The sequence below is a fragment of the Spirillospora sp. NPDC046719 genome, assembly GCF_040645715.1.
In the GTDB taxonomy this organism is placed as follows: Bacteria; Actinomycetota; Actinomycetes; order Streptosporangiales; family Streptosporangiaceae; genus Spirillospora.
In genome coordinates this window covers 1-22,349 of record NZ_JBEYYT010000135.1, presented here as the reverse complement: position 1 = coordinate 22,349, position 22,349 = coordinate 1, and the positions used below count along the sequence as shown (strand labels likewise).

General features: G+C 74.0%; 23 protein-coding genes. 16 read left to right on the top strand and 7 right to left on the bottom strand.

Annotated elements, in window-relative coordinates; genetic code table 11:
- Positions 1-163 precede the first annotated feature (163 nt).
- The 3 genes from ABZ914_RS23140 to ABZ914_RS23130 all read left to right on the top strand — a co-directional run bounded on the left by ABZ914_RS23140 (position 164) and on the right by ABZ914_RS23130 (position 2,213).
- Entirely contained in the window at positions 164-544 is a 381-nt protein-coding gene (locus ABZ914_RS23140) for a TraR/DksA family transcriptional regulator (RefSeq protein ID WP_500195554.1), read from the top strand.
- Between the two features lie 68 nt (positions 545-612).
- On the top strand, positions 613-1,278 hold the full coding sequence (gene lspA / locus ABZ914_RS23135; RefSeq protein ID WP_500195552.1) for a signal peptidase II: 666 nt from the start codon (positions 613-615) through the stop codon (positions 1,276-1,278).
- Positions 1,278-2,213 (top strand): RluA family pseudouridine synthase, encoded by a 936-nt coding sequence (locus ABZ914_RS23130; protein ID WP_190862295.1) that lies wholly within the window; start codon positions 1,278-1,280, stop codon positions 2,211-2,213. Before lspA ends, ABZ914_RS23130 begins: the two co-directional genes overlap by 1 nt.
- A gap of 60 nt (positions 2,214-2,273) precedes the next feature.
- Here ABZ914_RS23130 and ABZ914_RS23125 read toward each other — a convergent pair whose 3' ends face one another.
- Positions 2,274-2,657, bottom strand: coding sequence for a chorismate mutase (locus ABZ914_RS23125; RefSeq protein WP_500195550.1), 384 nt, complete (start codon positions 2,655-2,657; stop codon positions 2,274-2,276).
- Positions 2,658-3,133: 476 nt separating this feature from the next.
- Between ABZ914_RS23125 and dnaE the strand changes: the two genes are divergently transcribed.
- A complete protein-coding gene (gene dnaE, locus ABZ914_RS23120; protein WP_500195549.1) occupies positions 3,134-6,664 on the top strand; it encodes a DNA polymerase III subunit alpha in 3,531 nt (1,176 codons plus the stop codon).
- A gap of 118 nt (positions 6,665-6,782) precedes the next feature.
- On the opposite strand, the gene ABZ914_RS23115 is transcribed toward dnaE, so the two are convergent.
- Entirely contained in the window at positions 6,783-7,496 is a 714-nt protein-coding gene (locus tag ABZ914_RS23115) for a DUF6882 domain-containing protein (protein ID WP_190862299.1), read from the bottom strand.
- A gap of 142 nt (positions 7,497-7,638) precedes the next feature.
- Here ABZ914_RS23115 and ABZ914_RS23110 point away from each other — a divergent pair, with 142 nt between their 5' ends.
- Positions 7,639-8,241: a hypothetical protein gene (locus tag ABZ914_RS23110; RefSeq protein WP_500195547.1), complete on the top strand. Its 603-nt coding sequence runs from the start codon at positions 7,639-7,641 to the stop codon at positions 8,239-8,241.
- On the opposite strand, the gene ybaK is transcribed toward ABZ914_RS23110, so the two are convergent.
- Together ybaK and ABZ914_RS23100 are read right to left on the bottom strand one after the other, a co-directional pair.
- Positions 8,125-8,637: a Cys-tRNA(Pro) deacylase gene (gene ybaK / locus ABZ914_RS23105; RefSeq protein ID WP_190862302.1), complete on the bottom strand. Its 513-nt coding sequence runs from the start codon at positions 8,635-8,637 to the stop codon at positions 8,125-8,127. The two genes, ABZ914_RS23110 and ybaK, sit on opposite strands and share 117 nt — an antisense overlap.
- A gap of 81 nt (positions 8,638-8,718) precedes the next feature.
- Positions 8,719-9,381 (bottom strand): LON peptidase substrate-binding domain-containing protein, encoded by a 663-nt coding sequence (locus ABZ914_RS23100; protein ID WP_190862304.1) that lies wholly within the window; start codon positions 9,379-9,381, stop codon positions 8,719-8,721.
- A gap of 200 nt (positions 9,382-9,581) precedes the next feature.
- Here ABZ914_RS23100 and ABZ914_RS23095 point away from each other — a divergent pair, with 200 nt between their 5' ends.
- The 9 genes from ABZ914_RS23095 to ABZ914_RS23055 all read left to right on the top strand — a co-directional run bounded on the left by ABZ914_RS23095 (position 9,582) and on the right by ABZ914_RS23055 (position 16,750).
- Positions 9,582-10,400, top strand: a complete 819-nt coding sequence (locus tag ABZ914_RS23095) for a PhzF family phenazine biosynthesis protein (protein ID WP_500195544.1) — start codon at positions 9,582-9,584, stop codon at positions 10,398-10,400.
- Positions 10,401-10,491: 91 nt separating this feature from the next.
- Complete coding sequence (gene hisD / locus ABZ914_RS23090; RefSeq protein ID WP_433138111.1) at positions 10,492-11,799, top strand: histidinol dehydrogenase; 1,308 nt, start codon at positions 10,492-10,494, stop codon at positions 11,797-11,799.
- Positions 11,796-12,896 (top strand): histidinol-phosphate transaminase, encoded by a 1,101-nt coding sequence (locus ABZ914_RS23085; protein ID WP_387030110.1) that lies wholly within the window; start codon positions 11,796-11,798, stop codon positions 12,894-12,896. Before hisD ends, ABZ914_RS23085 begins: the two co-directional genes overlap by 4 nt.
- The gene (hisB, locus tag ABZ914_RS23080) at positions 12,893-13,486 is read left to right on the top strand and encodes an imidazoleglycerol-phosphate dehydratase HisB (protein ID WP_190862312.1); all 594 of its coding nucleotides are present in this window, start codon (positions 12,893-12,895) and stop codon (positions 13,484-13,486) included. Before ABZ914_RS23085 ends, hisB begins: the two co-directional genes overlap by 4 nt.
- Before the next feature lie 2 nt (positions 13,487-13,488).
- Complete coding sequence (locus ABZ914_RS23075) at positions 13,489-13,674, top strand: CG2302 family histidine operon protein (RefSeq protein ID WP_433237838.1); 186 nt, start codon at positions 13,489-13,491, stop codon at positions 13,672-13,674.
- Entirely contained in the window at positions 13,671-14,309 is a 639-nt protein-coding gene (hisH, locus tag ABZ914_RS23070) for an imidazole glycerol phosphate synthase subunit HisH (protein WP_190862315.1), read from the top strand. Before ABZ914_RS23075 ends, hisH begins: the two co-directional genes overlap by 4 nt.
- A gap of 56 nt (positions 14,310-14,365) precedes the next feature.
- Positions 14,366-15,085 carry a bifunctional 1-(5-phosphoribosyl)-5-((5-phosphoribosylamino)methylideneamino)imidazole-4-carboxamide isomerase/phosphoribosylanthranilate isomerase PriA gene (priA, locus tag ABZ914_RS23065; RefSeq protein ID WP_500195540.1) on the top strand — a complete coding sequence of 240 codons (720 nt, stop codon included), beginning with the start codon at positions 14,366-14,368 and terminating at the stop codon, positions 15,083-15,085.
- Positions 15,082-15,858, top strand: coding sequence for an imidazole glycerol phosphate synthase subunit HisF (hisF, locus tag ABZ914_RS23060; protein WP_387030101.1), 777 nt, complete (start codon positions 15,082-15,084; stop codon positions 15,856-15,858). The genes priA and hisF overlap by 4 nt, the downstream gene beginning before the upstream one ends.
- Positions 15,859-15,889: 31 nt before the next feature.
- A complete protein-coding gene (locus tag ABZ914_RS23055) occupies positions 15,890-16,750 on the top strand; it encodes an ATP-grasp domain-containing protein (RefSeq protein ID WP_500195538.1) in 861 nt (286 codons plus the stop codon).
- A gap of 4 nt (positions 16,751-16,754) precedes the next feature.
- Here the strand turns inward: ABZ914_RS23055 and ABZ914_RS23050 are convergent, their stop codons facing one another.
- Complete coding sequence (locus tag ABZ914_RS23050; protein WP_190862334.1) at positions 16,755-18,458, bottom strand: CocE/NonD family hydrolase; 1,704 nt, start codon at positions 18,456-18,458, stop codon at positions 16,755-16,757.
- Positions 18,459-18,618: 160 nt separating this feature from the next.
- Between ABZ914_RS23050 and ABZ914_RS23045 the strand changes: the two genes are divergently transcribed.
- A complete protein-coding gene (locus ABZ914_RS23045; protein WP_500195535.1) occupies positions 18,619-19,230 on the top strand; it encodes a hypothetical protein in 612 nt (203 codons plus the stop codon).
- A gap of 13 nt (positions 19,231-19,243) precedes the next feature.
- Here ABZ914_RS23045 and ABZ914_RS23040 read toward each other — a convergent pair whose 3' ends face one another.
- Positions 19,244-20,398 (bottom strand): acyl-CoA dehydrogenase family protein, encoded by a 1,155-nt coding sequence (locus ABZ914_RS23040; RefSeq protein ID WP_500195533.1) that lies wholly within the window; start codon positions 20,396-20,398, stop codon positions 19,244-19,246.
- A 96-nt stretch (positions 20,399-20,494) separates the two neighbouring features.
- Here ABZ914_RS23040 and ABZ914_RS23035 point away from each other — a divergent pair, with 96 nt between their 5' ends.
- The gene (locus ABZ914_RS23035; protein WP_500195531.1) at positions 20,495-20,980 is read left to right on the top strand and encodes a hypothetical protein; all 486 of its coding nucleotides are present in this window, start codon (positions 20,495-20,497) and stop codon (positions 20,978-20,980) included.
- Here the strand turns inward: ABZ914_RS23035 and ABZ914_RS23030 are convergent.
- Positions 20,970-22,145, bottom strand: coding sequence for a winged helix DNA-binding domain-containing protein (locus ABZ914_RS23030; RefSeq protein WP_500195529.1), 1,176 nt, complete (start codon positions 22,143-22,145; stop codon positions 20,970-20,972). The two genes, ABZ914_RS23035 and ABZ914_RS23030, sit on opposite strands and share 11 nt — an antisense overlap.
- Positions 22,146-22,349: the final 204 nt, after the last annotated feature.

Here is a 22,349-nt window from a genome sequence, read left to right as displayed (position 1 = left end):
GCCCCCCGCGCCCATGGGTCGGGCGGGCCCGCCCCCCGCGACCAGGTCCGCCGGCGGGTCCCGGGCGGCCAAGCCCGCCGCCAAGCGCGCCGCGGGGAAGACCGCGGCCGGGTCCGGCCGCGCCGGGTCCGGCGGGGGCGAGGCCGCCGCGAAGGCCGCGGACCTGCCCGTCCGCGCGGGCGAGGGGCACTGGACGGCCTCGGAGCTCGCCGAGGTGCGGGCCGGGCTGGAGGAGCAGATCGTCGCGCTGCGCGAGGAGATCGCGGCGTCCGCGGTGCAGATCGCCGAGGGCGACATCAGCGAGGGCGCCGGGGACGACCAGGCCGACGCGGGCGCCAAGACGTACGAGCGCGAGCACGAGCTGGCGCTCGCATACAATTCACGGGACCTCCTGGCCCAGATCGAGCGGGCCGTCCAGCGAATGGAAGCCGGCACGTACGGGATCTGCGAGTCGTGCGTCGAACCGATCGGCAAGGCGCGCCTCCAGGTCTTCCCGCGTGCGACCCTGTGTGTGACATGCAAACAACGCGAGGAACGTCGCTGAGCGACCAAACGAACCCTGACGGAGGGGCCGGGGAATCCACGGGATCTCCCCGGCCGCGCCGCGTCGGCGTGCTGATCGCCGTGGCCCTGGCCGCGCTCGCCGCCGACATCGTGTCCAAGACCATCGTGGTGGCCACGCTGCAGGACCGGGCGCCGGTCCGGTTGCTCGGCGGGCTGCTGACGCTGCGCGAGACCCGCAACAGCGGCGCGGCGTTCTCGATCGGCACCGGCTACACGATCGTCTTCACCGTGATCGCCTGCGGCGTGGTGGTGGCGATCCTGCGCACCGCCCGCAACCTGCGCAGCCTGCCCTGGGCGGTCTGCCTGGGGCTGCTGCTCGGCGGTGCGATCGGCAACCTGCTCGACCGGCTCTTCCGCGCCCCGGCGCCGCTGAAGGGCCACGTCGTCGACTGGATCGAGTTCCCGCACTACCCGGTGTTCAACCTGGCGGACTCGGCGATCGTGTGCGGTGGCGTGCTGGCCGTCGTGCTCGCGGCGCGCGGCCTCCAGATCGACGGGACGCGCCTGGCCGGCAAGGACGGCGACGAGGACGGGGACGGGGGGCCGGACGGGTCCTCCGCCGAGCCCCCCGCCGCCGAGGAGCCGCCCGCGGCGAAGGACGCGAAGGCCCCCGGGACCGCGCCGCGCACCGGCGGCGAGACGTCCGCGCAGGACGGCACCGCTTCCCCGGCGGCCGGGGACGAGGACGTCCCGGCGCGCGAGGAGAAGCCCTGATGGGCGGTGAGGTGCGCAGCCTCCACGTGCCGGACGGGCTGGAGGGCGAGCGGGTCGACGCCGCGCTGGCCCGGCTGTTCGGGGTGTCGCGGGGCGGGGCCGCCGACATCATCGCCGCCGGCGACGTCCTGCTGGACGGCCGGGAGGTCGCGACCAAGTCCGAGCGGGTGCAGGCCGGCGCGTGGCTGGAGGTGACGCTGCCGCCGCCACCGGCGCCGCCCGCGGCGGTCGCCGAGCCCGTGCCCGGCATGGGGATCCTGTACGAGGACGACGACATCGTCGTGGTGAACAAGCCGGTCGGGGTCGCCGCCCATCCGACGACCGGCTGGACGGGCCCGACCGTCCTCGGCGGGCTCCTCGGCGCCGGGCACACGATCGCGACCAGCGGCGCGTCCGAGCGGCAGGGGATCGTCCACCGGCTGGACGCCAACACCACGGGCGCGATGGTGGTGGCCAAGAGCGAGGTCGCTTACTCGCGGCTCAAGCGGGCGTTCAAGGAGCGCCGCATCGACAAGCGCTACCAGGCGCTCGTGCAGGGCCACCCGGACCCGTTCCGCGGGACGGTGGACGCGCCGATCGACCGGCACCCGTCGGGCGACGGCCGGTTCGCGGTCGTGGCGGGCGGCAAGCCGTCGGTGACGCACTACGACACCGTGGAGGCGTTCCGCGCCGCCACGCTGCTGGACATCGACCTGGAGACGGGCCGGACGCACCAGATCCGCGTGCACATGTCGGCGATCCGGCATCCCTGCGCGGGGGACATGGCCTACGGCGCCGACCCGACCCTCGCCGAGCGGCTCGGCCTGCGCCGGCAGTGGCTGCACGCCGTCCGGCTGGGCTTCGAGCATCCGACGCGGGGCGACTGGGTGCAGTTCGAGAGCCCGTACCCCGACGACCTGGCCCGCGCTCTGGAGATCGTCTCCAACGAGTCCTGACCTGCGGCCGGGGCGCGCGCTCCTTGCGCGCCCCGGCCCTGGGCTGTCAGCGGTCCGCGGTCAGCGCTCGGCGGCGGCCAGGCCGGCCTCGATGACCGCGCTCATGATCTTCGCGAGCCCGTCGCGGCCGAGGGAGGGGGCGTGCTCGGCCATCGCGTCGACGATCGCGCGCTCCCGGTCCGGGTCGCGGCCGGCGAACCCGCCGACGGGCTTGAGCCGCTGGACGAGGGCGGCGACGGCGGCGCGGCGCTCCAGCAGCACGGCCAGCGCCGCGTCCAGCCCGTCGATCGCCGCGCGCGCCTCGTCCACGGTCGCCAGCTCCTCGACGGACGGCAGCGGTACGCGCAGCAGCGGGGCGGCCGCCTCCGCGGGCCCGCAGGCCGGGCAGGACGGTCCGGGGGCGTCGGGGGTGCCGCCGGTGGCGTCGATGACCTGGTCGTGCATCTCGGTCTCCCTTCTCGCGGCGGCCGCGCCGTGCGGGGGTCCGTGCCCGGGGCCGCGTCCAATGGAAAAGGCGGAGCCCGAGTGGGTCTCCGCCTTGGCCGGCTCCGGGGTCGTCGCTCAGGTCGTCGTGCCGACCGGCTCGCCCGGAGCCGGCCGCGTAAACCCGAAATGGCGACGTTCCACGCGCCGATGGTACGGCGGGGCGCCCGGCCCCAGTCAAATCCCGGACGTCCGTCTCGGGTCGTGAGACGGGCCCGGACGGGGTGCGGCGGGCGCGGCCCCGAGTGCCGGATGTGACGCGGGAGACGGTGGGCGAGTCGGGGAGCGGACGGCCCCCGGACGGGGTTAGGCTCTCAGGACCGCGTCATCCCGGCGACCCCGCCGGGACGGCGTTCTTCCCCCGGGACCGATACCGCGACCACGTGCGGGCCACGCACGTGGGCGGTCGCATGCGAGCATCAGGAGGCGCAGCGGGCATGGCCGACTCTTTCGTTCACCTGCATGTTCATACCGAGTACTCCATGCTCGACGGAGCCGCCCGGTTGAAGCAGATGTTCGAGGAGGTCGGGCGGCAGAAGATGCCGGCGATCGCGATGACCGACCACGGCAACATGCACGGGGCCTACGACTTCCACAAGCAGGCCACCGCCGCCGGCGTCACCCCGATCATCGGCATCGAGGCGTACATGGCGCCCGAGTCCCGCTTCCACAAGAAGAAGGTCCAGTGGGGCGAGCCGAGCCAGAAGCGCGACGACGTCTCCGGCGGCGGCCTGATCAACCACATGACGCTGTGGGCGCGCAACAAGGCCGGCCTGCACAACCTGTTCAAGCTGTCGAGCCGTGCCTACACCGAGGGCTTCGTCTTCAAGTACGCGCGGATGGACGAGGAGCTGCTCGCCGAGCACGCCGACGGCGTGATGGGCACGACCGGCTGCCCGTCCGGCAAGATCCAGACCCGGCTGCGGCTCGGCCAGTTCGACGAGGCGCTCAAGGCCGCCGCGACCTTCCAGGACATCCTCGGCAAGGACAACTACTTCCTCGAGCTGATGGACCACGGGCTGGACATCGAGCGGCGCGTCCGCGACGGCCTCATCGAGATCAGCAAGAGGCTGAACATCCCGCCGCTCGTCACCAACGACTCGCACTACACCCACGAGTCCGAGGCGACCGCGCACGACGCGCTGCTGTGCGTGCAGGTCGGCAAGCAGCTCGCCGACCCCGACCGGTTCCGGTTCGACGGGTCCGGCTACTACCTCAAGACCGCCGACGAGATGCGCGCGATCGACTCGTCCGACATCTGGGCCGAGGGCTGCCGCAACACGCTGCTGCTCGCCGAGAAGGTCGACCCCACGGGGATGTTCGAGCACCGCGACCTCAGCCCGCGCTTCCCCGTCCCCGAGGGCGAGACGGAGGAGAGCTGGTTCCGCAAGGAGGTCTGGAAGGGCCTGGAGCGGCGCTTCCCCGACGGCCTGCCCGAGGGGTACAGGGAGCAGGCCGAGTACGAGATGGGCGTCATCCTCGGCAAGGGGTACCCGTCCTACTTCCTCGTCGTCGCCGACTTCATCATGTGGGCCAAGGAGAACGGCATCCTGGTCGGGCCGGGACGAGGGTCCGCGGCGGGCTCGCTGATCGCGTACGCGATGGGCATCACCGACCTCGACCCGATCCCGCACGGGCTGATCTTCGAGCGGTTCCTGAACCCCGAGCGCGCGTCCATGCCCGACATCGACATCGACTTCCCTGAAGACCGGCGCGCCGAGGTCATCAAGTACACGACGGAGAAGTGGGGCGCCGACAAGGTCTCCTTCATCGCCACGTTCGGCACCATCAAGGCGAAGGCCGCCATCAAGGACGCCGGCCGCGTCCTCGGCTTCCCGTACGCGCTCGGCGACCGGATCTCCAAGGCGTTCCCGCCCGCCGTCATGGGCAAGGACATCCCGCTGTCGGGCATCTTCGACGAGAAGCACCCCCGCTACGGCGAGGCCGGCGAGCTGCGCAAGCTGTACGAGGAAGAGACCGACGTCAAGCAGATCATGGATCTGGCGCAGGGCCTGGAGGGGCTGATCCGGCAGACCGGCGTGCACGCCGCCGGGATCATCATGTCCGGTGAGACGATCACCGACCACGTGCCGATCATGCGCCGGGACGCCGACGGCGCGATCATCACGCAGTTCGACTACCCGACCTGCGAGACGCTCGGCCTGCTGAAGATGGACTTCCTGGGCCTGCGGAACCTGACGATCATCGACGACGCGCTCAAGGGGATCAAGAAGAACAAGGGCGTCGACGTCGACCTGCTCGCCCTCCCGCTGGACGACCAGCCGACCTACGACCTGCTCGCCCGCGGCGACACCCTCGGGGTGTTCCAGTTCGACGGCGGCCCGATGCGCTCGCTGCTGCGGCTGATGAAGCCGGACAACTTCGAGGACATCTCCGCCGTCGGCGCCCTGTACCGGCCGGGCCCGATGGGCGCGAACTCGCACACCAACTACGCGCTGCGCAAGAACGGCCAGCAGGAGATCACCCCGATCCACCCCGAGCTGGAGGAACCGCTCAAGGAGATCCTCGACACCACCTACGGCCTGATCGTCTACCAGGAGCAGGTCATGGCGATCGCGCAGAAGGTGGCGGGCTACACGCTCGGCAAAGCGGACCTGCTCCGCCGCGTCATGGGCAAGAAGAAGAAGGCCGAGCTGGACGCCCAGTACGTCGGCTTCGAGAAGGGCATGCTCGACAACGGCTTCTCGAAGGAGGCCGTCAAGACGCTGTGGGACATCCTGGTCCCGTTCTCCGACTACGCGTTCAACAAGGCGCACTCCGCCGCGTACGGCCTGGTCTCCTACTGGACCGCCTACCTCAAGGCGAACTACCCGGCCGAGTACATGGCGGGCCTGCTGACGTCCGTCGGCGACGACAAGGACAAGAGCGCCCTCTACCTGTCGGAGTGCCGCCGGATGGGGCTGAAGGTCCTGCCGCCGGACGTCAACACCTCCGAGGCCGACTTCACCCCGCTGGGCGACACCGAGATCCGCTTCGGGCTGTCGGCGGTCCGCAACGTCGGCCACAACGTGGTGGACGGGATCGTCGCGGCCCGCAAGGAGAAGGGCGCCTACACCGACTTCAACGACTTCCTCAACAAGGTCCCGTCGCAGGTCTGCAACAAGCGGGTCGTGGAGTCGCTGATCAAGGCGGGCGCGTTCGACGAGCTCGGGCACCAGCGCAAGGCGCTGCTGATGGTGCACGAGCAGGCGATCGACTCGGTCATCGACATCAAGCGCAAGGAGGCCGTCGGGCAGGACTCGCTGTTCGGCGCGCTGGAGGAGGAGGGCGGCGAGGACGCGTTCGCCGTCGCGATCCCCGAGGGCGAGGAGTGGGACAAGACCACCCTGCTGGCCTTCGAGCGGGAGATGCTCGGCCTGTACGTCTCCGACCACCCGCTGCTCGGCGTCGAGCACATCCTGGAGCGGGAGGCCGACTGCACGATCGCGGTGCTGAACGGGGGCGAGCGGCCGGACGGGCAGATCGTCGTCGTCGCGGGGCTGCTGTCGGGCCTGCAGCGCAAGGTCACCAAGCAGGGCAACTCGTGGGCGATGTTCCAGCTGGAGGACCTCGGCGGCTCCATCGAGGTGCTGTGCTTCCCGTCGTCGTACCAGCTGTGCTCCACGCTGCTCGCCGAGGACGCGATCCTGATCGTCAAGGGCAAGCTGGACCGCCGCGAGGACGTCGCGAAGATCATCGCGATGGAGGTCACCCAGCCGGACCTGACCATCACCGAGGGCACCGGCCCGCTGGCGGTGACGCTGCCGCTCGGCCGCTGCACGCCGCCGACGGTGTCGCGGCTGAAGGAGGTGCTGATCACCCATCCGGGCACGTCGGAGGTGCACCTGCACCTGCAGAACGGGCCGCGCACCACGGTCGTCCGGCTGGACGACCGGCTGCGCGTCGCCCCGTCCCCGGCGCTGATGGGGGATCTGAAGCAGCTCCTCGGCCCGTCCTGCCTGGGCTAGCCGCGTCCCGCCCCCTCCCGGCACCGGGAGGGGGCACCGGTGATGATGTCCGGTAGTGGCCGGTGCGGACCCCGCGCCGCCGTGCGATCAGCCGGGAACGGCCGGGAGCGGTCGACGGTCAGCCGCGGACCGCGGCGGGCGCCGCGTGCGCGAGGTCGGCCTGCCAGTCGACGAAGCGTCCGAGGCCGTCGAACAGCGCGCGGGCTCCGCCGCCGCCGGGCAGCCGCATCTCGGTCAGCTCGTCGCTCTGCCGGTAGGCGATGCGATGGTGCGACAGCAGCCCGGCGAGGGTGAGCCGCGGCTCGTGCGGGAACAGGCTCGTCGCCCCGGCCAGCAGCCGCGGGACGGGGATCGGGTCCCAGCCGGCCGCCGGCACCTGCGGGTCGTCGACGTGCAGGTAGGCCGAGCCGCCGTCGTAGCCCGCGCCGATGTAGCCGGCGCCGCGCAGCACCCCGCCCGCCGCCATCGCGATCAGCTCGCCGCCGTGCCCGGCCGGCCCGTCGTACCAGGACAGGTCGACCTCGGGCGTGGTGAACTCGGTGATGCCGAGCCGCTCGCCGAGCGCGCGGATCACCAGCGTCGGGACGACCGCGGGATGGGCGTCGCCGAACTGCGGGTTCGCCCACCCCCACAGCCAGGTGCGCTCGCGCGCGGCGTAGGAGCCGAGCAGCGAGACGCGGACGGTCACGCCGCCGCTGGTATAGGTGCGGGCGGTGAGGTCGGCGCTCCAGTCCTCGCGCGGGAGGAACTCGGCGAGCGTCTCCTGCTGCTGCAGGACGACGGCCGCCAGGGCGGCGCCGAGGCGTTCGAACGCGGGACTGAATCCGGACATGTCGGGCACATTATCCCAGTAACCGGGGCGGTCGCGGGCGTGAATCAAGACGGGAATGGGACACCATTCGATTGTCGATCGGCTGACCTGGGCAGGCTAGGCTTTCGCTGTCAGAGGACACTTCCACCGAGGAGCGTACGCAGTGCGGCGACCGACCGGCAGGCAGTTGACGACCTGGCTGGTCACCACCGCCATCGTGACGCCGCTCGGGCCGCTCGCGGGGCTGCTGTGGGCGAACACCATCCCCAAGGTCACATATGTGATCATCCAAGGTGAGCCGCTGATCGCCGATCCGGAAGGCGAGGGCCCGGTCGGGATCGACGGCAGGTTCGCGCTGATCGGCCTGGCGGCGGGCCTGCTCTGCGGCGTCGCCGCCTACGCCGCGCGCGGCCGCCGCAACGACATCGCGCTGATCCTCGGCATCGCCGCCGGCGGCGTGGCCGCGTCGCTGCTCGCCTGGAAGACCGGGCACCTGATCGGGCTCGGCCACTACGACGACGTCGTCCGGCACGGCCGCGACGGCGCCACCGTCACCGGCGTCGCCGACCTGCGCGCCAAGGGCGTGCTGGTGTTCTGGCCGGTGGCGGCGGTCGCCGCGTACGGGCTGCTGGAGGTGCTCGTCCGCCGGCTACCCCCGGGCGATCGCGGCGACGGTGGCGCCGGTGAGGGCGACGAGGTCGGCGGGGACGACCTCGATCTGGAGTCCGCGCCGACCGGCCGAGACGTAGACGGTCGCGAGGGCTGACACCGACGCGTCGATCACAGTCGGCAGCCGGCGCCGCTGGCCCAGCGGGCTGATCCCGCCGACCACGTAGCCGGTGGCGCGCTCGGCGTCGCGCGGGTGCGCCATCGCCGCCTTCTTTCCCCCCGCCGCCGCGGCCAGCGCCTTCAGGTCCAGCGACCCCGACACCGGGACGACCCCGACGGTCAGCCGCCCGTCCACCTCCGCCACCAGCGTCTTGAAGATCCGGTCGTGCGGGACGCCGAGCGCGTCGGCCGCCGCCGCGCCGTAGGACTCGGCGTCCGGAGCCGGCTCGTAGGCGTGCACGGTGAACTCGATCCCGGCCTTGGCGGCGGCGACCGTCGCGGGCGTGCCCTGGCCGCCCGCCTTGCCGCCTCCTGCCCCTGCCCGCTTGCTCATGGGGGACAGTCTGCCGTGATCTCCGGCCCCGCGCGCGACCGGCTCGGTGCCCCGCCGAGGGGACGGCCCGCGGGCTCCCGGTCAGTTCAGGGTGAACGAGCCGTCGAGGAACTGCCCGGCCGGGATCATCGGCAGGGAGTCCAGGATCCGGTTCTCCCGGACCAGCAGCTCGCGCTCGGCGGCGAGCCGCAGCGCCGCGTCCTCGCACTCCAGCAGCCGCTGCTTCTCGTGCCCGTCGAGCACGACCGACGCCGCGATCAGGTACGACAGCGCGACCGGGTCGTCCGGCAGGGCCGGATCGTCGACCGGGCCGGCGCCGGCGGCCGACAGGCGCTCCCGGTAGAGCCGGAACAGCCGCCGCACGCGCCGGGCGGCGGGCCCGGGGTCGGCGCCGGGCTCCTCCGGGAGGAACTCCACCTCGCCCTGCAGGTAGGGGCGGGACCGGTCCAGCTCCTTGACGCGGAAGCGGCGCGTCCCGGTGGTGACGATGTCGTAGCGGCCGTCCGGGTGGCGCCGCGCCTCGCGCAGCTCGGCCAGGCAGCCGACCCCGGACAGGCGGTGCGCCGCGTCCTCGCCGACCTCGTGGCCGAGCTCGATGCCGACCACGCCGAAGCCGCGCGGCTCGGGCCGTTCGAGCAGGTCGCCGATGAGGAGCCGGTACCGCTCCTCGAACAGGTGCAGCGGGAGCACCAGGCCGGGGAACAGCACGGTGCCCAGCGGGAACAGCGGGAGCCGCTCGGTCATGTCGCCTCTTTCCCGCGCCTTCCCGCGCCGGCCGGGGACGCCCTCGACGCCAGCGTACGCCGGTCTCGATGATCTTGGTAAGGGGTGATTTTTCACAGTGTGAAGCGTGTGTCACGCTCTCGTCCAGTCCGGGGCGGCCGGGCCACTTCCGTCCGATTGGCCATGCCGTCCCCGCGGGCGCCGCGGGTAGCGTCGGCGCTATGAGGATCCTCGTCGTGGACGCCTTCACCGACCGCCCGTTCGCCGGGAACCCCGCCGGGGTCTGCCTGCTGGACGCGCCCGCCGACGCCGCGTGGATGCAGCGGGTCGCGGCCGAGATGAGGCACTCCGAGACCGCGTTCGTCCGCCCCGTCGACGAGCCCGGCGCGGACTTCGAGCTGCGCTGGTTCACGCCGCTGGTCGAGGTGGCGCTCTGCGGGCACGCCACCATGGGCGCCGCGCACGCCCTCTACGACACCGGGACGGTCGCGGCCGACCGTTCCATCCGGTTCCGGACGCTGAAGAGCGGCGTCCTCACCGTCACCCGGGACGGGGACGGCGGGCTGGCGATGGACTTCCCGTCCTGCCCGCCCGAGCCCGTCGTGCCCCCGGCGGGGCTGGCCGAGGCGCTCGGCACCGAGGTCGGCTGGACGGGCCGCAACGTCCAGGACGACCTCCTCGTCGAACTCGCGGACGAGAAGGCGGTGCGCGGGCTCGCCCCCGACATGGCGGCGCTCGGGCGGATCGACGGGCGCGGCGTGATCGTCACCGCCCGCGCCGACGGCGGCGGGACCGGCGGGCACGACTTCGTGTCCCGGTTCTTCGCCGCCCGGGTCCTGCTCGGCGACGGCGAGGACCCGGTGACCGGGTCGGCGCACTGCGCGCTCGCCCCGTTCTGGGCCGAGCGGCTCGGCCGGGACGCGCTGACCGGCTACCAGGCGTCCGAGCGCGGCGGCCTCGTCCGCACCGCGCTGCGCGGCGACCGCGTGATCGTGTCCGGTGCGGCCGTCACCGTGCTGGACGGGACGCTGCGGGTGTGACCCGCGGCACGTCCCCGGACACCGGCGACACGGGCGTCTCGGCACGTGAGACGGTGCACGGGGGACCGGGGGCACTCCGTAGACTGGGCGCGTGATTTCCCGTATCGACCTGCGCGGCTCGCTCCCCGGCGACCCGCGCTCCGTGCTGCCCCGCGCCGAACTCGACGTCGAGGCCGCCCTGGACAAGGTGCGGCCGATCTGCGAGGACGTGCGCCATAGGGGCTCGCAGGCGGTGCGGGAGCACACCAAGGCGCTCGACGGGGTCGAGCTGGAGAGCACCCGGGTCCCGGTCAAGGCCGTCCACCAGGCCCTCGCGGGGCTCGACGCCGCCGTCCGCGAGGCGCTGGAGGAGAGCATCCGCCGCGCCCGCGCGGTGCACCGCGACCAGCGCCGCACCGACACGACCACGAGGGTCGTGCCCGGCGGCACCGTCACCGAGCGGTGGATCCCGGTCGGCCGCGTCGGCCTGTACGTGCCGGGCGGCCGCGCCGTGTACCCGTCCAGCGTGGTGATGAACGTCGTCCCGGCGCAGGAGGCCGGCGTCGGCTCCCTCGCCGTGACCTCGCCCGCGCAGAAGGAGTTCGGCGGCCTGCCGCACCCGACGATCCTGGCGGCGTGCGCGCTGCTCGGCGTCGAGGAGGTGTACGCCGTCGGCGGCGCCCAGGCGATCGCCATGTTCGCCTACGGCACCGACGAGTGCCGCCGCGCCGACCTGGTCACCGGGCCCGGCAACGTCTACGTCGCCGCCGCGAAGCGGCTGCTCAAGGGCGTGATCGGCATCGACGCCGAGGCGGGCCCGACCGAGATCGCGATCCTCGCCGACGACACCGCCGACCCGGTGGACGTCGCCGCCGACCTGATCAGCCAGGCCGAGCACGACGTGCTCGCCGCCGCCGTGCTGGTCACCGACTCGGTGCGGCTCGCCGACGAGGTCGAGCGGGAGCTGAAGGCGCAGGTCGCGCGGACCAAGCACACCGAGCGGATCACCGAGGCGCTCGCCGGGCGGCAGTCCGGCATCGTGCTGGTGGACGGCATCGACGACGGCCTGAAGGTCGTCGACGCCTACGCCGCCGAGCACCTGGAGATCCACACCGCCGACGCGCCCGCCGTCGCCGCCCGCGTCCGCAACGCCGGCGCGATCTTCGTGGGCCGGTACGCGCCGGTGTCGCTCGGCGACTACCTCGCCGGGTCCAACCACGTGCTGCCGACCGGCGGATGCGCGTGCCACTCGTCGGGGCTGTCGGTGCAGACGTTCCTGCGCGGCGTCCATGTCGTGGAGTACGACCGCGACGCCCTCGCCCAGGCCACCGGGCGCGTCGTCGCGCTCGCCGAGGCCGAGGACCTGCCCGCGCACGGCGCGGCGCTCAAGGCACGCTTCGACTGGGAGATCCCTTCGTGACCTCACTGAACGACCTGCCGCTGCGGGACGACCTGCGCGGCCGGGAGCCCTATGGCGCGCCGCAGCTGGACGTCCCGTACGCGCTGAACACCAACGAGAACCCCTACCCCCCGTCCGAGCGGCTGGTGAAGGCGCTCGGCGAGGCCGTCATGGACGTCGCCGGGTCGCTGAACCGCTACCCCGACCGCGACGCCGTCGCCCTCCGCACCGACCTCGCCGCCTTCCTCAACACCGACACGCCCGGCATCGGCCTCACCGCCGGCCGGGTGTGGGCGGCGAACGGCTCCAACGAGATCATCCAGCAGATCCTCCAGGCGTTCGGCGGGCCGGGCCGCAGCGCGCTCGGCTTCGAGCCGTCCTACTCGATGCACCCGATCATCACCGGTGTGTCCGGGACCCGCTGGATCGACGCGTTCCGCGACGAGGACTTCGGCCTGGAGCCGGCCCGCGCGCTCGCGGCCGTGCAGGAGCACCGGCCCGACATCGTGTTCCTCACCTCGCCGAACAACCCGACCGGCACCGCGCTGCCGCTGGAGGCCATCGAGGCCGTCCTGGACGCCGCGCCCGGCATGGTCGTCGTCGACGAGGCCTACGGCGAGTTCCGCCGGGCGGGCACGCCGTCGGCGCTGACGCTGCTGGACGGCCACCCCCGGCTGATCGTCACCCGGACGATGTCCAAGGCGTTCGCGATGGCGGGCACCCGGCTCGGCTACCTGGCCGCCGACCCCGCCGTGATCGACGCGCTGCTGCTGGTCCGGCTGCCCTACCACCTGTCGGCCGTCACCCAGGCGGTGGCGCGCACCGCCCTCGCGCACGGCGAGGAGCTGCTCGGCACCGTCGAGGCGCTGCGCCGCGAGCGCGACGGCCTGGTGGCGTGGCTGCGCGCCGAGGGGTTCCGGGTGGCCGACTCCGACGCCAACTTCGTGCTGTTCGGGACGTTCCCGGACCGCCGGAGGATCTGGGAGGGGCTGCTGGAGCGCGGGGTGCTGATCCGCGAGGTCGGCCCGCCCGAGTGGCTGCGGGTGAGCGTCGGCACCCCCGAGGAGACGGCCGCCTTCCGCGCCGCCCTCAAGGACGTACTGGAGGAGAGCTCGTGACGCGCAAGGGACGAGTCGAGCGCGGGACCAAGGAGACGCAGGTCCTCGTCGAGATCGACCTGGACGGGACCGGCCAGGTCGACGTGGCGACGGGCGTGGGGTTCTTCGACCACATGCTGGCGCAGCTCGGCAAGCACGGGTCGTTCGACCTCACCGTCAAGACGGCCGGCGACCTGCACATCGACAGCCACCACACGATCGAGGACACCGCGATCGCGCTCGGCCAGGCGTTCCGCGAGGCGCTCGGCGACAAGGCCGGCATCCGCCGCTTCGCCGACGCCTCCATCCCGCTGGACGAGGCGCTCGCCCAGGTCACCGTGGACGTGTCGGGCCGCCCCTACCTGGTGCACGTGGAGCCGGAGGGCATGGCCCCGATGATCGGCCCCGAGTACGACACCACCATGACCCGGCACGTCTTCGAGTCGTTCGTGTCGAACGCCCAGGTGGCTCTGCACGTCCACGTGCCGTACGGACGCAACGCCCACCACATCGTCGAGGCGCAGTTCAAGGCGCTGGCGCGCGCGCTGCGCGACGCGGTCGCGTTCGACCCGAAGGTGCACGGCATCCCGTCCACCAAGGGAGCCCTGTAGCCGTGGGCACCGCGGCTCTGGAAACGGGCGGACTGCACTTCACCTTCTTCAACGTCGCGGTCTTCGCCGTCGCGGTGTTCCTGCTCGCCGGCGTCTACAGCTTCCTCAAGCAGGGGCTGAAGGGCGCGGCGCTGATCGTGCTGTGCCTGGCGGGGCTGGCGTTCGCCGGGGGAGTGATGTGGCTGTGAACCCGAAGGTCGTCGTGCTCGACTACGGGTCGGGCAACCTGCGCTCGGCCGAGCGCGCCGTCGCCCGCGCGGGCGCGGACGTCACCGTCACCGCCGACTGGGACGCGGCGCTCGCCGCCGACGGCCTGGTCGTACCGGGCGTGGGCGCGTTCGCGGCCTGCATGCAGGGGCTGCGGGCGGTGCGCGGCGAGCAGATCATCGGCCGCCGCCTCGCCGGGGGCCGGCCGGTCCTCGGCATCTGCGTCGGCATGCAGATCCTGTTCTCCAAGGGCATCGAGCACGGCGTCACCACCGAGGGCTGCGACGAGTGGCCCGGCACGGTCGACGGGCTGGAGGCGCCGGTCGTCCCGCACATGGGCTGGAACACCGTGGACGTCGCGGACGGCTCGGTCCTGTTCGAGGGGCTCGCGGACGCCCGGTTCTACTTCGTGCACTCCTACGCGGCGCGCCGCTGGGAGCTGGAGCCCGACCCGACCGGCACCCTCGAGCCGCCGCTGGTCACCTGGGCCGAGCACGGGGACCGGTTCGTCGCGGCGGTCGAGAACGGCCCGCTGTGCGCGACCCAGTTCCATCCGGAGAAGTCCGGCGACGCGGGGGCGCGGCTCCTGCGCAACTGGCTGTCCACCCTCTCCTGACCGCGCCGGCGCTCGCCCGCGCCGGGCACGTTCACCTGTATCGATAGGGTTTCCGCATGACTCTGACGCTCCTTCCCGCCGTTGACGTCGCCGACGGCCAGGCGGTCCGCCTGGTGCAGGGCGAGGCCGGCACCGAGACCTCCTACGGCGCCCCCCTCGACGCCGCGCTGGCCTGGCAGGACGCGGGTGCGGAGTGGATCCATCTGGTCGACCTGGACGCGGCGTTCGGGCGCGGCTCCAACCGGGAGCTGCTCGCCGAGGTGACCGGGCGGCTGGACGTGAAGGTGGAGCTGTCGGGCGGCATCCGCGACGACGCCTCGCTGGAGGCGGCCCTGTCGACCGGCTGCGCCCGCGTGAACATCGGCACCGCCGCGCTGGAGAACCCGGACTGGTGCCGCGAGATCATCGCCTCGCACGGCGACAAGATCGCGGTCGGGCTGGACGTGCGCGGCACGACGCTCGCCGCCCGCGGCTGGACCCGCGAGGGCGGCGACCTGTGGGAGGTCCTCGCCCGGCTGGAGGCCGACGGCTGCCCCCGCTACGTCGTCACCGACGTCACCAAGGACGGCACGCTCCGCGGCCCCAACACCGGGCTGCTGCGCGAGGTCTGCTCCCGCACCGACAAGCCGGTCGTCGCGTCCGGCGGCGTCTCCTCCCTCGACGACCTGCGCGAGCTCGCCAAGCTGGTGGAGGACGGCGTCGAGGGCGCGATCGTCGGCAAGGCGCTGTACGCGCAGGCGTTCACCCTGGAAGAGGCCCTGGAGGCCGTGAAGTGACGGTCGCCGTACGGGTCATCCCCTGCCTGGACGTCGACGCCGGGCGCGTCGTCAAGGGCGTCAACTTCCAGAACCTGCGGGACGCCGGCGACCCCGTCGAGCTGGCCCGCCGCTACGACGCCGAGGGCGCCGACGAGCTGACGTTCCTGGACATCACCGCGTCCAGCGCGGACCGCTCCACCACCTACGACGTGGTGCGCCGCACCGCCGAGCAGGTGTTCATCCCGCTGACGGTCGGCGGCGGCGTCCGCACCGTCGACGACGTCGACCGGCTGCTGCGCGCGGGCGCCGACAAGGTGTCGATCAACACCGCGGCGATCGCGCGGCCGGAGTTCCTGCGGGAGGCCGCGCACCGGTTCGGGTCGCAGTGCGTCGTGCTGTCGGTGGACGCCCGCCGCGCCGTGCTCCCGGACGGGCAGGGCACCCCCTCGGGCTTCGAGGTGACGACGCACGGCGGCCGCAAGGGCACCGGCATCGACGCCGTCGAGTGGGCCCGGCGCGGCCAGGAGCTCGGCGTCGGCGAGATCCTGCTGAACTCGATGGACGCCGACGGCACCAAGGCCGGCTTCGACCTGGAGATGCTGCGCCGCGTCCGCGAGGCCGTCACCGTGCCCGTCATCGCCAGCGGCGGCGCGGGCGCCGTGGAGCACTTCGCGCCCGCCGTCGCCGCCGGCGCCGACGCGGTGCTGGCCGCCAGCGTCTTCCACTTCGGCGAGATGACGATCTCCGAGGTGAAGGACGCGCTGCGCGGCGCGGGCGCCCCCGTCCGCTGACCCACCCCCTGCCCGCGAGAAGGACCCCCCGTTGACCGCCTCACCCCTGTGCGCCCTGGCCACCTGCGCCCACCTGCCCGAGGGCAGCGACGACGCGCGGATGCTCGCCGCCGCCCTCACCGGCCTCGGCGTCGCCGCCGACATCGCCGTGTGGGACGACCCGGCCGTCGACTGGTCCCGCTACGACCTCGTCGTCGTCCGGTCCACCTGGGACTACACCGACCGGCGCGAGGAGTTCCTGACCTGGGCCGAGAGCCTCCCAGGCGTCCTCAACCCGGCGGACGTGCTGCGCTGGAACACCGACAAGCGCTACCTGCGCGACCTGGAGGCCGCGGGCGTCCCGGTCGTCCCGACCCGCTGGGACCCCGACGGCATCCCCGCCGACTGGCCCGAGTACGTGCTGAAGCCGTCGGTGTCGTCCGGCTCGCGCGACACGGCCCGCTGGGGCCCGGGCGAGGAGGACGCCGCCCGCGCCCACCTACGCGAGCTGCGGGACGCCGGCCGCACGGTCATGCTCCAGCCGTACCTGAAGGCCGTCGACACGGCGGGCGAGACCGCCCTGGTCTTCCTCGGCGGCGAGTACAGCCACGCGGCCCGCAAGGCGCGCGTCCTCAACCCCGGCGCCGGCATCGAGGGCCTCGCCGGCCTCGGCGACACCCGCGGCAAGGTCACCGCCGCCACCGCGACCGACGCCGAGCTGGACCTCGCCCACCGCGTCCTCGACGCCGTCCCGGGCGGCCGCGACCTCCTCTACGCCCGCGTCGACCTGATCCCGGGCCCCGGCGGCGACCCGCTCCTGATCGAGCTGGAGCTCACCGAGCCCGCCCTCTACCTCGAACACGCCCCCGGCGGCGACGCCCGCTTCGCCAAGGCCGTCGCGGCGCGGCTGTGACGCCCTAGCCGGGCTCCTCCTCGGGGGCGGGCACCGCGGACTCCGGGGACCGGCCGGTGATCGGCAGGATGATCGCGGACGGGTGGTCCGGGTCGTGGAAGACCTCCTGGTCCGCCGGGACCATGCGGCTCGCGGTGGCGAGCGGCTCCCCGGTGCCGGGGTTCGCCGCGACCTTCGGGTGGGCGCCGCTGGCCACGTGCACGCGGACGCGGTGCCCGCGCGCGAAGCGGTGCCCGGCCGGCCACAGGTCGACCGCGATGCGCCGCACGCCGGCCGTGCCGACCGGCTTCTCGGCGAACGCCGGGAGCCGCAGCCCGCCCTCGCACACGTTCCGGGACGTCCCGTCCGGGGCGACGTCGCAGAGCCGGACGACGAAGTCGGTGTGCTCACGGTCGGACCGGACGAACAGGTCGGCGCCGATCGGGCCGATCACGTCGAGCGGCTCGGTGAGCGGCGGCGAGGTGAACGACAGCACGTCCGGGCGGCGCTCCAGCGGGCGGTTGTCGACGGGGCGGGAGCTGCCGAGCAGGGTCGGGCCGCCGAGCGCGGGCGTCGGGTCGCCCGGGTCGAACCGGTACCTGCTCGGCTCGGACGGCCGCGGGCCGTCGGGCCCGAGGCCCCGGCCGGGGTGCAGGTGCCAGCGCTCCTGCCGGGTGCCGGGCGGCGGCCAGTCGGCGTAGTGCCGCCACTCGCGGGCACCCGTGACGTACAGCCGGACGGGGTCGGCGCGCAGCCCCGACGGGTCGCCGCGCAGGTGCGCGCGGAACCAGGCGAGCGTCTCGCGGAACGACACCAGCCCGTGCCGGGCGTCGGTGTGCCACCAGGGGCCGATGGTGAGGTACGGGCGGTGCCCGGCGGAGCGCAGCGCCAGGTAGTCCCTGATCTCCCACGGCAGGAACACGTCGTACCAGCCGCCGAGCAGGGTGACGGGCGCCTCGACCTCGCCGACCGTGCCGCTGAAGTCGCGGCCGTCCCAGTAGCCCGCGTCCGTGCCGTGGTTGGTGAGCAGGTCCTGGTAGAACCGCATCCGCCGGCCGCCGGTCGCCACGTCCAGCTCGGCGAGGGGGCGGCCGGACCGGGCGGCGCGGACGGCGCGGCGGCGCGACAGCAGCGACGCGGTGAGCAGCCCGAACGGCTGCTGCTGCCGGTGCGTGAGATCGGTCCAGGTGAGGGTGGACTCCAGCGCGAACGACCCGCCGACGTAGGCGGCGTCCCGGAACGACGACGCGGTGATCTGCAGCGACATCGCCTTCAGCTCCGGTCCGGCCTCGGCGGCGATCGCCCAGGCGGAGTAGCCCAGGTAGCTGGCGCCGTAGGTCGCGAACGACCCGCCGAACCACGGCTGCTCCTTCAGCCACGCGACGGTGGCGAGGCCGTCCTCGCGTTCGCCGCCGAGCGGGTCGAACTCGCCCCCGGAACCGAACGTCCCGCGCGCGCTCTGCACGACCAGCTGGAAACCGAACGGAACGAAGGGCAGGCCGTTGGCCAGTGCGGCGGGGCCTCGCCGTCCGTAGGGAGTGCGCACGAGGATGGTCGGCGGTCGCCGCACCCCGACCGGGACGTAGCGGTCGGCGAGCAGCGTCACGCCGTCCGGCATCGTCACCGGCAGGTCCCGCTCGACCGTGTACCGCGGCAGCGGCGAGCGGGGCAGCCCGCGCGGGCGGCGCACGCGGATCGGCGGGGCCGGCAGGCGGTCCCTGAGGGCCATGCGACCTCCCACGGTTGCTACTGCCTAGTAAGGTAACCGCTCCCGCCCGGCCGACACATCGGCGCCCTCACCAAGTCCCTGACGTGCGGCTCCGCGGTCTGGAAAGGTGGCGGCACGACACGGTGACGTTCGGATCGGGGGGACCGGGATGTGGCCGCGAGTGAACGCTCCGGAGGGGCCGGCGCCGCCCGCCCCGGCCTGGAGCACGCCGCCCGGTCGTCCCGCCGCGGGCTGGTACGCGGTGCCGGTCGCGCTGGTGGTGCTGGCCGCCGCGGGCCTGTTGACCACGCTCACGCTGGCGCGGGGCGACACCGGCGCCGGTGCCGGGCCCGCCGTGTCGGGCGACGCGGCGGCCGGTGTCCCCGTGCGGCTGAAGGCGGGCCGCACCTACTTCCTCTACGTGCGGCGGGACGGCACGGCGCCGTTCGGATGCGCCGTCGAGCACGGCGGTGCGCAGGGCGGGGAGCGCGGCCGCGTCCGGCTGACCCGCAAGAACTCCTGGAGCGCGGCCGACCGGCCCGGCTACCGCTACACCGCCTCGCTGACCGCGCCGGTGACCGGGGCGGCCGTGCTGACCTGCCGGGGCGCCGACGGGCCGCTGCTGGTGGCGCCGGACGGCACCGCCGGGTTCTACACCGGCCTGGCGTTCGTCGCGGTGCTCGCCGCCTGCGTCGCCGCCGCGGCCGGGTTCGTCCTCACGCTGACCCGCCGCAGCCGCGCCGACCAGCGGGCGCGGCTCGGCGCCCCGGACCCGCCGGGCCGGCGGGCGTGACGGGCCGGCCGGGTCAGCAGGCGTAGCCGGCGTCGCGGGCGAGGTGGCGGCCGATCACCATCCGCTGGATCTGGTTGGCGCCCTCGAAGATCTGCATCACCTTCGCCTCCCGCATGTACCGTTCCACCGGATGGTCGCGGGTGTAGCCGTCGCCGCCCAGCACCTGCACCGCGTCCGCCGTCACCCGCATCGCCGCGTCGGTCGCCGCGAGCTTGGCGATGGACGCCTGCCGCGCGAACGGCAGCCCGCGGTCCTTGCGCCGGGCCGCCTCCAGGTAGCAGGCGCGGGCCGTCTCCACGGCGGCGGCCATGTCGGCGAGCAGGAACGCGATCCCCTGGTTGGCGATGACCGGACGGCCGAACTGGCCGCGCCCCGCCGCGTACCGGACGGCGTGGTCCAGCGCGCCCTGGGCGAGGCCGACGGCGCACGCGGCGATGCCGAGCCGCCCGGCGTCCAGCGCCGCCGCCGCGATCGGGTACCCGCAGCCCTCGTCGGAGATCCGCCAGTCCTCGGGCACCCACGCGCCGTCGAAGTGCAGCCGCGCCGTGGTGGACGCGGTGAGGGCCATCTTGCGCTCGGGCGGCCCGAACTGCAGGCCGTCCATGCGGCCCTCCACGAGGAAGCAGGTCAGGCCGCCCGGGTCGCCGGTCGCGCGGGCGAACAGCACGTAGAAGTCGGCCTCGCCGCCGTGCGTGATCCACGTCTTGGTGCCGGTGATCCGGTAGCCGTCGCCGTCCGGGACCGCGAGCGTGCTGAGCCCCGCCGCGTCCGGCCCCGCGTGCTCCTCCGCCAGCGCGTACCCGCCGAGCAGGTCGCCCTCCAGCAGCTCGGGCAGCTGCTTGCGCTGCACGTCGGTGCCGCAGGCGTACAGCGGGAAGCACGACAGCGTGTGCACGCTGACGCCGACCGCGACCGACGCCCACACCGCGGCGATCTCCTCCAGCACCTGCAGGTACACCTCGTAGGGCTGTCCGCCGCCGCCGAGGTCGGGCGGGTAGGGCAGGCCGAGCAGCCCGGCGCGGCCCAGCATCCGGAAGATCTCGCGCGGGAAGGCGCCGGCCTCCTCGGCGGGCGCGGCGCGCGGCGCCAGCTCGCGGCGGGCGATGTCACGGGCGAGCGCGACCACGTCCGCCGCCTCGGGCGAGGGGAGCATGCGATCTGCGGGCATGCCCCACATCATGGCTGATCAGAGCCCAGGTCGCGGGCAGAGCGGAAATGGTCTCCGCTTTGTTCGGTTTGGTTCCGGGAACAAATGCGCCCGAGCGTGGTAAACCTTCCGCGCCCACGTTCGTCTCTCACCGCCCACTTCTGGGGGCTGGTCAGACTCGCGGCCCTCCTCGGCACCGACGACACCGAGGACGTGGTCCAGGACGCGTTCGTCCGGCGGCGGCGCGGTCGTCGGCGACGACCCGATGTTCCCGGCACCGGGCCCGACCGGCAGTGGCGGGCGGCGGCCAACGAAGGCTACTTCGCGTCGCTGGTGAACGGGGTCCTGCGCGTCGTCGCCCGGGACGGCTGGAAGGCCTCGGCCCCGCTCTACCGGGCAGGAGCGCAGTGCGCGAAGGCCGACGCCGGCGCACGGCTCACCGCGGGCGACCACCTGATCGCCTACACCTGCGCGGGCGCCTCGGGCGTGATCGACACCAGGACGCTGGAGGCCGGGCGCGCGCACCCGCCCGGCCTCGGCATGGTGCTCACGCGCGGCCCGGTCCCCGCCGGCCTCATCGCGCGCGCCGCGGTCAGGCGGTGAGCTCCTTCTCCAGCGGGGTGCGGAAGCGGGGGATCGCGCGGACGTCGCCGTACCAGGCGGCGATCCGCTCGGCCTCCCGCGCGACGGCCGCCTCCGCCTCCGCGCCGGCGTCCTCCAGCAGCCGGACGGCGACCTCGCCGTCCTTGCGCTGCGCCCAGCCGCCGATGATCCGCCCATCCCACCAGACGGACGGGCCGATGTTGCCGCTGCGGTCGAACAGCAGCGGGCCGTGCCCGCCGAGGAACCAGCCGCGCTCCTGCCAGCCCATCGGGGTGGCGTCGAGCGCGGGCAGCAGCGCCGCCGACGGCTCCGCCGGGGGATCGGGCTCCAGGTCGTCGGCGAGGACGAGCCCGGTCGCGCCGCCGAGGTCGACCTCCACGGTGTCGACGAGGGCGAGGGCCTTGCCGACCTCCCCGGCCGTCCAGCCCGTCCACCACTTGAGGTCGGCGACGGGCGCCGGGCCGAACGCGCGCAGCCACCGCCGGACGACCTCGGCGCGCGCCTCGTCCACCGGGACGTCCGGGACGCCGCCGGGCAGCCACGTCTCGATCGGCGCCCACCGGTACTGGCTGCTGGTCCAGCCGCCGTTCGGGCGGCCTCGCACGATGAGCCCCTCGCAGCCGAGCGTCACCAGCACCCAGGTCGTCACGCCCGTCGGCCGCGAGTACGCCTTGCCGGGCGCGGGGTCGACCTGGGTGCGCAGCTCCGGCACCGCCGCGCTGAGCTGCGCGCCGGTCGCCTCGCCGCGCGCCAGCAGCGCCTGGTGCGTCGCGTCCTCCACCCGGCGGAACCAGGCCGGGACGTCCGTGATGTCGCTGCCGCGCTCGATCAGGGTCCCGTACCGCCGGCGCTGCTTGGCGGCGAGCGCGGACGCGGTGGACGCCTGCAGGGCCGGGACGAGCTCGACGGGCACGACGAACATCGTCCGGCGCATCGCCAGCATCCGCAGCAGCGTCCGGTCGTCGTAGAGGGCGCGCTCCACGTCGGACGGCCCGGCCGTGTCGCTGCGGGCCGCGACGGACAGGAACACCGTGGCCGGGTCGGTGGCGTGCAGCACCACCAGCGACCGGGCGATCTCCGCGACATCGCCGGTGCGGGCCCCCGCGGCCAGCCGGTGCCGCCGGACGAGCCTGGCCCGCCGCTCCGCCGAGCTGATCGAACGCATGAACGAATCATAGGGGCGCGCACCGCCCCGCGCACCCGGGAGCTGGATCCTGCGCCGCGCCCGTGCTGCACTGGGCGGATGACCGGTGACGAGGCGCCCGGCCTGGTCGTGTGCGCGGCGCTGCGGCTGGAGGCACGCGCGGTCCGGCGCGGGCTCGCCCGCGCGCCCGCCGTGGTCGTCGGCTACCGCGCGCGGCACGCCGCC